The 13,373-nt window shown below is 58.4% G+C and carries 13 protein-coding genes; 6 read left to right on the plus strand and 7 right to left on the minus strand.

Going from position 1 to position 13,373, the window contains the following annotated elements:
- Positions 1-44: 44 nt before the first annotated feature.
- Positions 45-593 carry a VOC family protein gene (locus ACTJK5_RS18110; RefSeq protein ID WP_113225749.1) on the plus strand — a complete coding sequence of 183 codons (549 nt, stop codon included), beginning with the start codon at positions 45-47 and terminating at the stop codon, positions 591-593.
- Positions 594-979: 386 nt separating this feature from the next.
- On the opposite strand, the gene ACTJK5_RS18115 is transcribed toward ACTJK5_RS18110, so the two are convergent.
- Positions 980-1,561 carry an SbtR family transcriptional regulator gene (locus ACTJK5_RS18115; protein WP_162723160.1) on the minus strand — a complete coding sequence of 194 codons (582 nt, stop codon included), beginning with the start codon at positions 1,559-1,561 and terminating at the stop codon, positions 980-982.
- A 219-nt stretch (positions 1,562-1,780) separates the two neighbouring features.
- On the opposite strand from ACTJK5_RS18115, the gene ACTJK5_RS18120 reads away from it, so the two are divergent.
- The 4 genes from ACTJK5_RS18120 (at position 1,781) to ACTJK5_RS18135 (ending at position 6,715) form a co-directional block, all read left to right on the plus strand.
- Positions 1,781-2,770, plus strand: a complete 990-nt coding sequence (locus tag ACTJK5_RS18120; protein WP_440612940.1) for an XdhC family protein — start codon at positions 1,781-1,783, stop codon at positions 2,768-2,770.
- Positions 2,771-2,877: 107 nt separating this feature from the next.
- Positions 2,878-3,426: a 2Fe-2S iron-sulfur cluster-binding protein gene (locus ACTJK5_RS18125; protein WP_440612941.1), complete on the plus strand. Its 549-nt coding sequence runs from the start codon at positions 2,878-2,880 to the stop codon at positions 3,424-3,426.
- On the plus strand, positions 3,423-4,412 hold the full coding sequence (locus ACTJK5_RS18130; RefSeq protein WP_112956377.1) for an FAD binding domain-containing protein: 990 nt from the start codon (positions 3,423-3,425) through the stop codon (positions 4,410-4,412). Before ACTJK5_RS18125 ends, ACTJK5_RS18130 begins: the two co-directional genes overlap by 4 nt.
- A complete protein-coding gene (locus tag ACTJK5_RS18135; protein WP_440612942.1) occupies positions 4,409-6,715 on the plus strand; it encodes a xanthine dehydrogenase family protein molybdopterin-binding subunit in 2,307 nt (768 codons plus the stop codon). Before ACTJK5_RS18130 ends, ACTJK5_RS18135 begins: the two co-directional genes overlap by 4 nt.
- An 84-nt stretch (positions 6,716-6,799) precedes the next feature.
- On the opposite strand, the gene ACTJK5_RS18140 is transcribed toward ACTJK5_RS18135, so the two are convergent.
- The 5 genes from ACTJK5_RS18140 to ACTJK5_RS18160 are packed head-to-tail and all read right to left on the minus strand — an operon-like array spanning position 6,800 to position 11,234.
- Positions 6,800-7,753 (minus strand): aliphatic sulfonate ABC transporter substrate-binding protein, encoded by a 954-nt coding sequence (locus tag ACTJK5_RS18140; protein ID WP_113175651.1) that lies wholly within the window; start codon positions 7,751-7,753, stop codon positions 6,800-6,802.
- Positions 7,754-7,798: 45 nt separating this feature from the next.
- Positions 7,799-8,503 carry an ABC transporter ATP-binding protein gene (locus ACTJK5_RS18145; protein ID WP_112956375.1) on the minus strand — a complete coding sequence of 235 codons (705 nt, stop codon included), beginning with the start codon at positions 8,501-8,503 and terminating at the stop codon, positions 7,799-7,801.
- Entirely contained in the window at positions 8,500-9,336 is an 837-nt protein-coding gene (locus ACTJK5_RS18150) for an ABC transporter permease (RefSeq protein WP_440612943.1), read from the minus strand. The genes ACTJK5_RS18145 and ACTJK5_RS18150 overlap by 4 nt, the downstream gene beginning before the upstream one ends.
- Positions 9,329-10,462 carry an LLM class flavin-dependent oxidoreductase gene (locus ACTJK5_RS18155; protein ID WP_440612944.1) on the minus strand — a complete coding sequence of 378 codons (1,134 nt, stop codon included), beginning with the start codon at positions 10,460-10,462 and terminating at the stop codon, positions 9,329-9,331. The genes ACTJK5_RS18150 and ACTJK5_RS18155 overlap by 8 nt, the downstream gene beginning before the upstream one ends.
- A gap of 1 nt (position 10,463) precedes the next feature.
- Positions 10,464-11,234: an ABC transporter substrate-binding protein gene (locus tag ACTJK5_RS18160; protein ID WP_144622215.1), complete on the minus strand. Its 771-nt coding sequence runs from the start codon at positions 11,232-11,234 to the stop codon at positions 10,464-10,466.
- 209 nt (positions 11,235-11,443) lie between these two features.
- On the opposite strand from ACTJK5_RS18160, the gene ACTJK5_RS18165 reads away from it, so the two are divergent.
- The gene (locus tag ACTJK5_RS18165; protein WP_082478978.1) at positions 11,444-11,836 is read left to right on the plus strand and encodes a metalloregulator ArsR/SmtB family transcription factor; all 393 of its coding nucleotides are present in this window, start codon (positions 11,444-11,446) and stop codon (positions 11,834-11,836) included.
- Positions 11,837-11,949: 113 nt separating this feature from the next.
- On the opposite strand, the gene ACTJK5_RS18170 is transcribed toward ACTJK5_RS18165, so the two are convergent.
- Complete coding sequence (locus ACTJK5_RS18170) at positions 11,950-13,269, minus strand: LLM class flavin-dependent oxidoreductase (protein WP_274102825.1); 1,320 nt, start codon at positions 13,267-13,269, stop codon at positions 11,950-11,952.
- Positions 13,270-13,373 lie beyond the last annotated feature (104 nt).

The following is a 13,373-nucleotide window of genomic DNA, read 5'->3' on the forward strand; positions in this document are numbered from 1 at the left end:
TCTAAACTCGCAGAACAAGACCGCAGCCTGATCGGAGACGTGTCATGACAGCTTCCACCCAAAAAGGCCTTCCAGGCCTCGTCGGCCACGACCACACCGGGCTTACGGTACCGAACCTCGATGAGGCCATCGACTTCTTCGACCGGGTGCTCGGGTGCATCCATGTGCTCACCTTCGGCCCTATCGGCGATCCGGAAGGGAGTTTTATGACGGAGGCGCTCGGCGTTCATCCGCGCGCGCGTATCGAACGCGCCGCCATGATCCGCTGTGGCAACGGCTCAAACCTCGAGCTTTTCGAATACTCCGCACCCGACCAGCGGGATTTAAAGCAGAAGAACAGTGACATAGGTGCGTTTCATATCGCTTTCTATGTTCGAGACATCGCCGCTGCGAAGGCCTATCTGGACAAGATGGGCGTTGAGACCCGGCTAGGCCCCCTCCCTATTCAGGACGGCCCGATCGCCGGCCAATCAATCCTATATTTTCAGGCGCCCTGGGGCTTGCAGTTCGAGGCGATCAGTTATCCGAACGGTATGGCGTATGAAAGCACAAGCCCGGTCCTGTTGTGGAACCCGGAACAGCCAGCCACGTGAGCGGCAAGAGAGCAGTAAGGCCTGATGCTGCCAGCGGACCTTATGTCGGCTCCGTTATGTGCCGCCCGGTTGTTTCGTCGTCGTCGCGACCTTCGCGCCACGTGGGCGATGCCCGGAGTACGTCGATGAAGGACGCCAGATTAGCCAATCCGGTGCCGGTCACCGATCTTGCCGGTGCGAAGGGCTGAAACGCCTTAAGGCGCCAGCAGCGACCAATACGGCAAGTGAAGATGTCGAAGAAAATCAAGTGATATCAGTGGGCAGAGTAACTTTTGTGAAACGCCACATCAATTGGCAAATTGCGACGACTCGAGAGTGCAGCGCGACACTCGTTAGAACGGCGACTATCGAAGTATCACAGCACGTTCAATTTGAGCTAGGCGACGCTAGCGCCGCAACCCATCCATGACCAGCCGTACGATCCTGTGCGCACGATTACGCCAATCCGGACCTTCCGGGATAGAGTAGATACCAAAAAGCGCGTTGAGCACGTCTGCTGCCTCGATATCTGCCTTGACGGCATCGGCCTTGACGGCGTTGTCCAGCAGTTCTCCAAATGCCATATGCAAGAGCCTGGTGCCGTCGGCAAACAGCGCGGAATTCGATGTAAACAGAAGTTTCAGGCTGCTGGCCATGCCCCGTTTTGCCGCCATGTAGCTGACAAATCTGTTCATCCATTCTTCAACCGCCTTTGCAGGTTCTTCTTCCTGTATCAACGCGCGAGCGGATGTTGCAAGTAGTTCCAGTTCCCGGCGATAGACGCTTTCCACCAAATGCTCGCGGCTTGGGAAATGCCGATAGAGAGTGCCAATCCCGACCCCCGCACGCCTCGCTATATCTTCCAGCGAAGCAGACGCGCCCTGTTCCGTAAACGCCAGGGCTGCAGTCTCGATCAGCTTTGCGCGGTTCCGCTTCGCATCGGCACGCAGTGGCGACGGTTCAACCGATGGCGCTCGTTGCTTGGGCACGAGAAAGCCCTTCCATAAGAAATTGCTTGACGAATGATCGCAAGTCACTAGTTTAAACGGAGGCGCCTCCGTTTAACGGTGCGCCCTTCGTTTCTTTTAAACCAACCAAGAGACGAATGTCATGCCGAGAATGACGATGGCGGGCGACTATGACCCAAAGAGCTCCATAGGAACTTCGCTGTCATCCATCCATTTCATGTCACGATTCCGGAGGCTCTCATGACGCGATCGGCTATCAACATCAGAGGCAACGATGATGCGGCTCGTTGGTTGCCTCTTAACGCCGACATTTCTGCATCGCCGCCAACGCAGAAGGCTTTCTCAACAGATGCGGCCTATGACATCCTCGCTTTTGCCATTGAGGGCAAGGAGGCGGGGCTCCAGGTCGCATTATGTACCCTGGTGGACATCCGTGGCGGCTCTTCGCGCGCGCTTGGCGCGCACATGGCGGTCGCTAACGACGGTCGTTATTGCGGCTATGTTTCAGGGGGCTGCACGGAAGCTGCCATCGCCTCTGAGGCCTTGGAGACCATAAGAAGCGGACATGATCGCTTTTTCATGCTGGGTGAGGGCTCGCGCGTCTTCGATATCGTTTTTCCTTGCGGAGGCGGCATTACGGTTGCCATCCACATTGTCAAAGACATCGAGCCGCTCCGTTACACCATGAGCCTCGTCGACAGCCGTCAAAGCGCATGGCTTCACTACGTCCCGCGCCATGAACAACTTTCGGTCACCACAGAGCGCTGTCGGACCGGTTGGGATGGGGATGCCTTTGTCACCTGTTACCGGCCTTCAGTGCGCCTGATTTTATCGGGGCATACGCTCGAGGTCGAAACAGCGGCCAGTGTCGCAAAAGCCGCGGGATACGACGTCATTTTCTTTGACGATGCGGCCAGCCTTCCGCCCGACCGCGCGCTGATTGATTCACACAGTGCGGTTGCACTTCTGCAGCATGACCTGGATCGAGAAATACCTGTTCTTGAGGCTGCGCTCGCTGCATCGCCCTTTTACATAGGCGCTCTCGGCAGTTCGCGCACGCATCAGAAACGAGTAGAGCAATTGCTGCAAGGTGGCCATTCGGCTGAGGTCATCGCGCGGATCAAGGCCCCGATCGGCATTTTCGCTGGAGCAAGAGACGCGCAGTCTCTGGCCCTTTCTGTCATCGCCGACATCGCCGCCACCCGGCAATCCTTTTCAGCGCACAACTAAAGCAAGGGCACAAACCGTCGCATCGATCGTTTCGACGGAACGCCACGACGAAACAGGATGAGAAGTTTCACACAGGCCGTGAAGACGCGTTCATCGCGGACCTTAAGATGAGGAGATCTGCAATGCGATTTAACATCAATGGAACGGCAGTGGAGGTCGAGGCGGATATCCGCACCTCGCTGCTCGATCTCATGCGCAACTATCTTCATTTGACCGGCACGAAGAAAGGCTGCGATCAGGGGGCGTGCGGGGCATGCACCGTGTTGGTGGACGGTGAGCGGATCAACTCCTGTCTCGCGCTTGCCGTCCAGTATCAAGGCCGAAACATTACGACCGTGGAGGGCCTTGCTGCGAACGGCAGCCTTCATCCATTGCAAAAAGCCTTTATAGAGCATGACGGGTTTCAATGCGGATATTGCACACCCGGACAGCTCTGTTCCGCCGTTGGGATGGTGGGTGAAATTGAACGAAATGTCCCAAGCGTCGTCACCGCCGATCTTGCAAGCGACCACATCACCCTGGACGAAACCGAAATTCGCGAGCGCATGAGCGGCAATCTCTGTCGATGCGGCGCCTATAACGGCATCGTTGAAGCCATTTCGGAAACACTGATCGAGCAGAGGTCGATGAAGGCCGGCGAGAGGGCACCGGCATGAATATTTTCTCCTATCACCAGCCAACGGACGGTGTATCGGCCGTCGCGCTCAAAGAGGCCGGCCCAAAAGCCAAATATTTGGGCGGCGGCACCAACCTTGTCGATCTCATGCGTGAGACGGTCGAGAGACCAGACGCGCTGATTGATGTTACGCAGCTTTCGAACACGATCGAATTGCGGGCGGATGGCAGCCTTCTGGTTGGCGCCGGAGTAAAGAACACGGCGCTTGCCACGCACGCGGCAGTGCGGTCGCAATTTCCGGCCCTTTCCCGCGCTATTTTGGCGGGTGCAAGCGCGCAAATCCGAAATGTCGCAACGGTGGGTGGCAACATTCTTCAGCGCACCCGGTGCCGGTATTTCTATGACAATGCCGCCAGATGTAATAAGCGCCAACCGAATTCCGGCTGTGATGCGCTGGAAGGTTTCAATCGCTACCATGCGATCCTCGGCGTATCGAAAAGCTGCGTCGCGACCCATCCTTCGGATATGTGTGTCGCACTTGTCGCCCTGGATGCGGTGGTCCATCTCCAAGGGCCGAAAGGCACGCGCAAACTGCGTCTGCAGGATCTTCATCGTTTGCCCGGCGAGACGCCGGAGATCGAAACAGAGCTGCATCCGGATGAACTCATCACCGCGGTGGAAATTCCTCCGCTGTCTTTTGGCTATCGATCCACCTATCGAAAGGTAAGGGATCGCGCGAGCTACGCTTTCGCTCTCGTCTCCGTTGCCGCTGCCCTCGATGTCAACGGAGCTGGCGAAGTGCAGGATGTCAGGCTGGCTCTCGGCGGCGTGGCACACAAGCCTTGGCGGGCGCTTAAAGCCGAAGCGATTTTGAAAGGTCAAAGGGCTACCGCCGATACCTTCCGTGCCGCCGCCGAAGCGGAACTCGCAGATGCGATTGGCTTGCGAGACAACGCTTTCAAGATCGAGTTGGCAAAGCGGACCATCGTTGCGGTTCTTGAAGAATTGAAGGGAGAGAACGCATGAGCTCCGACACCAAGATCCTACCTGATGCAGCTAGACAAAGTCGCTGGCAACCCGCAGTTACCAGTGACCCGCTTTTGCGAAAACATGGATCGCTTGGGCAGTCCGTATCGCGCATTGAAGGCCCAATGAAGGTCCAGGGAAAAACGCGCTTTGCGGCGGAATTTCCCTACGATAACATCAGCTACGCAGCTCTTGCGTTCAGCACTGTTGCGCGCGGTCGCATCATCGAATTGCATGTCAGCGCGGCCGAAGCCGCACCCGGCGTCATTCTCGTCATGACCTATAAGAACGCGCCGAGGATGAAGGCACCCTCGCTGATGATGTCATCTCCGACAGCCGCTGGCGCGAGCGATCTTCCTGTGATGCAAAACGACGAAATCCATTGGAACGGTCAGCCGATTGCTTTGGTGCTTGCCGAGACACAGGAGCAGGCGGATTACGCTGCATCGCTGATTGAGGCAAAGTACGAACTGATGCCCGCGGTCCTGTCCTTCGAAGAAGCAAAAAAATCGCCAAGGCAACTCGAAAATCTGCTCGGTCAGCCCCCTTTTGTCGAAATCGGCGACGCCGAGGCTGCATTGGCGAATGCAGAGGTCAAGGTCGATCTCGTCTACCGAACACCACGCCATAACCACAACGCCATTGAGTTGCATGGGGCAACGGTTGTCTGGAACGATGACGAACTGCGCGTCCACGATGCCAGCCAGTTGCTTGACCTTACCACGGGACAATTGGCGGATATTTTCGACCTCGATATCAGCAAGGTCCACGTGACCTCGCCTTACGTTGGTGGGGGCTTTGGCGGTAAGTGCTTGTGGGATCATCAGATCCTGGCTTGCGCGGCAGCGAAACTTGCAGGGCGGCCTGTGCGCATCGTCCTTTCGCGCGAGGGTGTGTTCCGCATCGTCGGCGGACGCACGGTGACTGAACAGCGCGTGGCATTGGGTGCAAGGCGCGACGGTACGCTTGATGCGCTGATCCACACCGGTACTGCTGCGATGACGCCGCATAATTCCTGTCCGGAGCAATTTACTTTTCCTGCTCGCCATCTCTATGGCGCCAGAAACTTCAGGATCGGACAGGATGTGGCAGACCTGGACATGCTGGTGAACACGTTCATGCGCGCGCCGGGAGAGTCCGTCGGCACGTTCGCGCTTGAATGCGCCCTGGATGAACTCGCGGAAAAACTGGGGCTTGATCCCATCGAATTGCGTCGGCGGATTGAGCCGAAGACGGATCCAACGACCGGCAAGCCATTCTCTTCCCGCTATCTCATTGAAGCCTATGAGAAGGGCGCGGAGCAGTTCGGTTGGAGTAAAAGAAGCCAGACGCCGCGTCAAAGACGCGAAGGCGAGTGGCTCATCGGCATGGGATGCGCGACCGCGACCTATCCTTACCATCGTTTTCCTGGTGGTGCGGCGCGGATCAGGCTGACGGCGGACGGCCATGTTACGGTTTCGACTGCTGTCCATGACATGGGCATGGGAACGGCCACCGCTCAGGTACAGCACCTTGCTGCCCGCTTGGGTCTCCCGCTTGATCATGTCACTTTTGAATATGGCGACAGCCGACTGCCAAGGGGCGTGATCGCCGGGGGCTCGACGCAGACTGCATCCATCGGCGGCGCCATCATCGCGGCAACCGAAGTCTTTGTCGAAGAGTTGATCAAACTCGCCGGCAACGACTCTCCCCTTGCTGGCCTTTCGCTTGCGGATGTCGAGACCAGAGATGGTGGGCTGGCGCATGTCAGTGACAGCAGCCGGTTCGAAAGCTATCGATCGATCCTTGAAAGAGCGGGGAGAGAAGACGTCGTTTGCGAGGCGGAAGCACCCGCGCCTGCAGAAATGCAGGCCTTTTCGATGCACTCCTATGGCGCGCAGTTCTGCGAGGTGCGTGTGAGTGAGGTGACAGGCGAGGCCCGCGTGTCCCGCTTCCTGGGTTCGTTCGACGCAGGGCAGATCCTCAATCACAAAATGGCAACCAGCCAGTTCAAGGGTGGCATCATCATGGGCATTGGTCTCGCGCTAACCGAAGAAACCAACTTCGATGAGCGGACCGGGCGCGTCGTGAACGCATCGCTAGCGGATTACCACGTGCCAGTGCAGATGGACGTCCCGGCAATCGAAATCCTCTACACCAACAAGCCCGACCCGCAAGCGCCGATGGGCGCGCGCGGTATCGGTGAAATTGGTATAACCGGGGTCGGTGCAGCCGTTGCGAATGCGGTTTACAACGCTACAGGGATTCGCGTTCGCGATCTCCCCATCACCTTGGACAAGCTGATGACGGGTTTTGCTGACTGATGCGTCACGCCTAAAGGTGGTCGCCCGGAATTTGGGATTTCATGGAAAGAGCCGCGACAGACGCGGCTCACTTACCGCCGGCCGTCATTTGAGAGAAATGACGCTGTCCTTAACATTCGGAAGTGCTGGAATGATGCCGCTTTTGGCATACCATTCAGCGACGGCTCCAATCTGTTTGACGTCCGCATCGGTCACGGACGTGGTGGGCACGGCGTTGTTCTCGCCAATTTTTGCCGCTAGATTGCTCGGGACATTCATCTCCTTGACCCACACCGTGCCAGCTTCTTCCTTATTGGCGACGGCCCAGGCGTTCTCGGACTTGATAACATCGAAGACGAGCTGGAGTTGGTCTGCCTTCGACGTGGCAAACTCCTCGCTGGCAACCAGAACGACGGCATTGTCCGACTTGATCGCCGCCCCATCGGCAACCACCTTCCCATCATAGGCGGTTTCCGCGATGGTCAGGAATGGGTCCCATGTCGCCCAGGCATCGACGTGACCCTGGGTGAAGCTCGGCCCGCTATCGCTTGGGCTCAAATACACACGCTCGACGCTTTTCGGGTCGACACCATTGGTCTGCAGACCCTGCATCAGAAGATATTCACCGGTGCCACCCCTATTGACGGCGACCTTCTTGCCGGCAAGATCCTTGATCGAGGCGATGCCGGAGTCCTTTTTCACCACGATGCCTTCAGCACCCGGAGACATTTTCTGGTAGGCGAAAATGACCAGCGGAATTTTAGCCGACAAGGCGGCAATCGCCGATGTCGAGCTACCTGCCGTGATGTCGATGCTGCCAGCGTTGAGCGCTTCGAAAGCGGGAGCTGCTGCGGGGAAGGGGCCAGCCCACTCCACTTTAATGCCCTTTTCGGCGAGCGCTTTTTCCAAGGTGCCGCGCGACTTGGCCAAGGTAATATCGTTCGGCCCGCGAAGCCAGCCGATGCGGATCGTTTGGTCTGCTGCCTGAGCCGCAGGGATAAGGCCCGTCACCGACGCTGCTACAACGAGGGCGGATAACAACTTTCGCTTGGTAAACATCATAATATCCAGTCTGCCGCTTCGGCTAGGGAGTGAGGTTTGGCTTCAGGCATGGGACGGTTCGACGCCTAGCTCTTGCAGGAGCTCTGTTTCGACAAGCGTCAGTTGAGGATCGCTTCGGCGCCGAGGATGGGGAGCATCGATGCGGATTTCGCGCGCGATACGCCCCTGATCGAGAACAAGAATGCGATCGGCAAGCGCGACGGCTTCCCATACATCATGGGTGACGAGCAACACGGCGGGCTTGTGCTTGCGCCACAGTTCAAAAACCAGATCGTGCATGCGCAATCTGGTCAGCGCATCAAGGGCCGCGAAGGGTTCATCGAGAAGAAGAAGAGCGGGCTCGCGCACCAAGGCACGCGCCAGCGCTGCCCGCTGTGCTTCGCCTCCCGACAAGGTGAGAGGCCATGCATCTTGCCGGTGAGACAGCGCGACATCCGCCAATGCCTGGCTGGCGCGCGAACGGGAGTCCGGCGTCTTCACGCCGAGCGCGACATTATCCATGACGCTTTTCCACGGAAGCAGTCGAGGCTCCTGAAACACCACCGAACGCCTTGAGGGAATCTCCAATCTTTCTGCAGGAGCGGCGTCAAGGCCTGATAGCACCCTCAGCAGCGTCGATTTTCCCGATCCACTGCGACCCAGAAGCGCAACGAATTCACCCGGCGCGATGGTCAGGTCGATGCCGTCCAGGATGGCCGGTCCGCCAAAGGAGCGATGAAGCTGTCTGATGTCGACAAGATTGCTCATGCGATCACCTGCGGGCGCCAGCGTAGTGCATAAGCTTCGATCATCCGCACCAGTCCATCCGTCAAAAGACCCATCATCGCGTAAACCAGCAGGCAGACGACGATGACGTCGGTTTGCAGGAAATCGCGTGCATAGGTGATGATGTAGCCGAGGCCGCTCGAGGCATTGATCTGCTCGCCGACCACAAGGCTGAGCCAGGCGACGCTCAGCCCGTAGCGGATGCCGACCAGAAGCGACGGCAGCGCGCCTGGAATGATGATGTGGCGGATAATGCCAGCGGTGCCGAGATCGAGTGTTTGGCCCGCTTCTATGAGCTTCCTGTCGATGCCGCGGATGCCGCCATGCAGCGTCAGATAGATCGGAAAGATTGCGCCGAAGGCAACGAGACCGATCTTGGGCGCTTCGCCGATACCGAACCAGAGAATGAAAAGCGGAAGAAGGCCGAGGAAAGGCATGGCTTTCAGCATCTGGATCGGCGGATCGATGACAGCTTCACCGAGCCGTGAGAGGCCGGAAACAAGCGCAAGCGTGATGCCGACGAAGACCGCGATCGAGAACCCGGCCACGACGCGCAAAAAAGAAACAGCAATCCCTGTGATAAGTTCTCCGGACTCGATCAGACGAACCGCCGTCGCGACGATATCGCTCGGGGCTGCAAGTATGCGCGGGGACAACAGACCGACGGTGCTGGCAACTTGCCATATGACGATGAGCGCAATCGGAGATGCGATACGGGCGCCGATCGTCCATAGCCGGCCGTCTGCATTCCTCGGCCTGGCGGATTGGTCGGCCCGTTGCCGCTTGTCTTGCGCTGATGCCATTGTGTCAGACATTGGCAGGCTTTCCGCTGAGGTCCCGGTCGAACAGGGTGGACCATGTGAAATGCTTGCGTTCCGGTGTCACGCGCGCCACGGGAAGGCGCGGTAGTACCAGTTCGCCGAAGCGATAGGCCTCTTCAAGCAGGGGCATGCCCGATAGAATGAAGGTATCGACGCCGATTTTCTGGTAGGCTTCGAGCGTGCGGATCACTGTGTCGGGAGAACCAACAATGGCCGTGCCTGGACCTGGACGAACGAGGCCCACACCTGCCCACAGGTTGGGGGCAATCTCCAGATCGCGCAGATTGGCAGGCTTGATGCCGCCATGCATGGCGCTCATACGCTGCTGGCCGACCGAGTCCGTGTTGGAGACGAAACGTTGGTTTGCCGCGATCGCCGCGTCGTCCATCTCATCGTAGAGGTCGGCCGCGGCCTCCCAGGCCTTTTCATCGGTTTTGCGGACGATGACGTAGAGGCGGATCCCGTAGGTGAGCTCTCGTCCGTACTCGGCAGCCTTTGCCTTGACCCGTTGAACCTTCTCCCCCATCTGCTCGGGTGTCTCGCCCCAGGAAAGATAGGTTTCGACGTGCTTGGCTGCGACGTCCATCGCGCTGTCCGAAGACCCGCCAAACCAGAGCGGCGGCGGCTGGATGGAGGTGCCTGCTGGCAGTGCCAGCTTGGCCCCTTCCGTCTGGAAATACTTGCCTTTGTGAGTGACGCTCTCGCCCGCCATCAGCCGGTGCCAGATGGCAAGATACTCATCGGCCATCGCATAGCGCTCGTCATGCGGCAGCATCATGCCATAGGCACCCAGCATCTTGGCATCGCCGGAGACAACATTGAGCATCAACCGGCCGTTCGAAAACTCCTGAAATGTCGCAGCCATCTTTGCAAGAAGGGTGGGCGCGATCAGGCCGGGATGAAATGCGACGAGGAACTTCATTCGCTCTGTGTAGGGCAGGAGAGCGCTGGCGAGCGGCCAAACGTCATGCGCACCCGTGGCGAATAGAGCACCGGTAAAGCCCAGATGGTCATAGGCCTGTGCGAGCTGCTTGTAATAGCCATAGTCGATAGTGCGGGAGCCTTCCGGCTTCCAGGGATAAGCGCCATCGGGCGCGCACATGTACCAGAGCACGTTCATGTCAGAGATCTCCCTTATCCACCGGATAGATAGTCAGTTTCGTATCAAGGTCGCCGTGGTGAAAGAGCGTGTCGGCCTCTTCCTGCTGTTCGCGCAGCAGCGCCTGGTCGGCTCCATCCACCTGCCAGTTCCGCTCGGAAACCACGCGGGTCCATGCGCGCCGTTCAGCCTCTTCGCCAGAGGCGGACAGAAGCTCGGCGGCCTTTTCCGGATCGTTGGCGATCTCTCTGCCGAGACGTTTCAACTCGCCAGTGAAGTCCTCTAGGGTTGTCTCGGTCAGTCCGCGATTTTCGATCGTCCAGAAGGTTGAGCGATTGGGAATAAGGGTCCCGCATCGCGCAAGAACGGTAAATTCGCCGCTGACGAGAACCTGCTCCAGATGCGGGGTCATCGCAACCCAAGCCGCGACGGCGTTATCGCGCAACGCCGCAAGAGATTCACCGGGCGACATATCCTGGCGAATGGTGTCCGTCAGGCGCAGTCCGATCTCTTCGAGTTGCTTAGCCAGAAGATAGCTCAAGAAGGAGCCATCGACGAGGGCGATCGGCTTGCCTTTCAAATCCGCGACCGCATTGATGTCGCTGGTTTTCGAGATGAGGATCGCACCATTCGTCGGCCGTGGCGCAGATGCAGCCGCATAGATGACAGGAAGCCCCGATGCTTTTGCGAGGATCGGCGGCGTCGACCCGGTGCCGCTGATATCGAACTCACCCCGCGCCAGCCGCGCGCCGGTCTCTCGGCCTTCAGCATAGGCGACGAACTCCGGTTTCATGGTTGAAAATGCGCCCGGCCAGCGAGAGGCCAAGGTGAGATGGAGGTTATTCGGATGATGACCGATCCTGAAAACCAAAATGCGTCCCCTTATTGATCTTCTTTATACAAATTTATATAATGATAGAGTGAAGGGCGCGAGGAATCCAACCCTCTTCCCAGAGGGGCGAACGGAAAATTTTTCTAAGATTGGGAGCGAGGAGAGTGAGCATGCAAGAGTCCAGCCATAGGACTGAACGTAGACCGCACCCACCGAAGGTGAAATGCCGCGCGATCGGTGCGGCCTCCGATTTTTTGAAAGCCATGTCCAACCCGGTACGCCTGTCCATCCTGTGTGTCTTGATGGAAGGCGCGCGCACCGTTGGTGAACTAGAAGAGATTCTTGACGTGCATCAACCGACCTTGTCGCAGCAGATTGGCGAGTTGAGGGACGCTGGAATTATCGTGGGAGCGAGACAGGCGAAAGCGGTTCTCTACCGTCTTTCAGATCCGCGCGCTGGTCAAATCATCGGTCACCTGCGGCTGCTCTTTCCAGATGCCGATGCATCGAAGATATGGAAGGGAACCCAGTTCACCTCATCAACCGTAGCGCCCATGAGTTAATAGGCTTTCATCGCGCTGGCATGCGCGACATTGAATGGGCAGACCGTCTTCGCTGCCCGCTTGTTCCACGAGGGCGCCCTCACGAAACGACTGTCCGAAAGCGGCCCAGGAGGTTACGCAAAGAAACGATTGGCTGGCCGCGGCAAGCCAAGGTGCTCGCGCAAGGTCGTGCCTTCGTAGTCGGTGCGGAACAGACCGCGTCGTTGCAATTCCGGCACCAACTTCTCCGTCACGTCCTGCAGGCCTTGCGGCAGAAAGGGGAAGACGCAGGTAAAACCGTCCGCCGCCTCTTCGGCAAGCCATGTTTCCATCTCGTCGGCAATCGTCTTCGGTGTGCCGATGAAGGCCAGTCCCGCATAGCCGCCGTAGCGTTGTGCCAGTTGCCGCACCGTCAGTTTTTCCTGCTCGGCAAGCCGCAGCACCTGCGCACGTCCGCTCTTGCTGGCATTGGTTTCGGGGATTTCAGGCAGAGGGGCGTCGGGATCGAAGCCGGAAGCATCGTGGCCAAGCGCGATGGAGAGGGAGGCGATCGCGCTTTCGTAATGCACAAGGCTATCGAGCCTGGCACGCTTGGCTTTTGCGTCTTCCACGCTGTCGCCGATCACGATCATTGCGGCGGGAAGAATTTTCAAATGCGCGGGGTCGCGACCAACGGTGGGCATGCGGCCCTTGATGTCGGCATAGAGCGCCTTGGCGGTCTCAAAATCACGGGGTGCTGCGAAGACGACTTCGGCCGTTTCTGCCGCCAGTTGCTTGCCGGGTTCCGACTGGCCCGCCTGGACGATGACCGGCCAACCCTGGACCGGTCGGGCAATGTTCAGCGGGCCGCGCACGCTGAATTCTTCTCCTTCGTGATCCAGCACATGCATCTTGTCCGGATCGAAGAAGATGCCGCTTTCCTGATCGCGGATCATCGCGTCGTCGGCAAAACTGTCCCACAGTCCTGTGACAACATCGAAAAATTCGCGGGCACGCTTGTAGCGTTCGCCATGCTCCACATGATCGGACAGGCCAAAATTGCGAGCGGCGTCGGGGTTGGAGGTCGTGACGATGTTCCACGCGGCGCGTCCACCACTGATATGGTCCAGGGAGGCGAACCGGCGGGCAACATGGTAAGGCTCGTCGAAGGTCGTCGAGGCGGTTGCCGCAAGACCGATCCTGTCCGTGACGGCTGCCAATGCCGATAAGAGGGTGAACGGCTCGAAAGACGTTACCGTGTGGCTACGCCTCAAGGCTTCCACAGGCATGTTGAGCACTGCCAGATGATCCGCCATGAAGAAAGCATCGAACTTCGCTCGCTCCAATGCCTGCGCGAAGGATTTCAGATGGCTGAAGTTGAAGTTGGCATCCGCCCAAGCACCAGGATAGCGCCAGGCGCCGGTATGAAGGCTGACGGGACGCATGAAGGCGGTCAGGTGAAGCGATTTTTGCATGAAGTCGATCCCGTGGACTGAGGAGGAGACGCGGAGAGCGGGGCGAAGTTTATATCGAGACGGGACCGTCTTTGTGCAAGGGTGCGTTCGCTGGCAGTTCGTTC

Source organism: Agrobacterium sp. 22094 (assembly GCF_052046015.1).
In the GTDB taxonomy this organism is placed as follows: domain Bacteria; phylum Pseudomonadota; class Alphaproteobacteria; order Rhizobiales; family Rhizobiaceae; genus Agrobacterium; species Agrobacterium cavarae.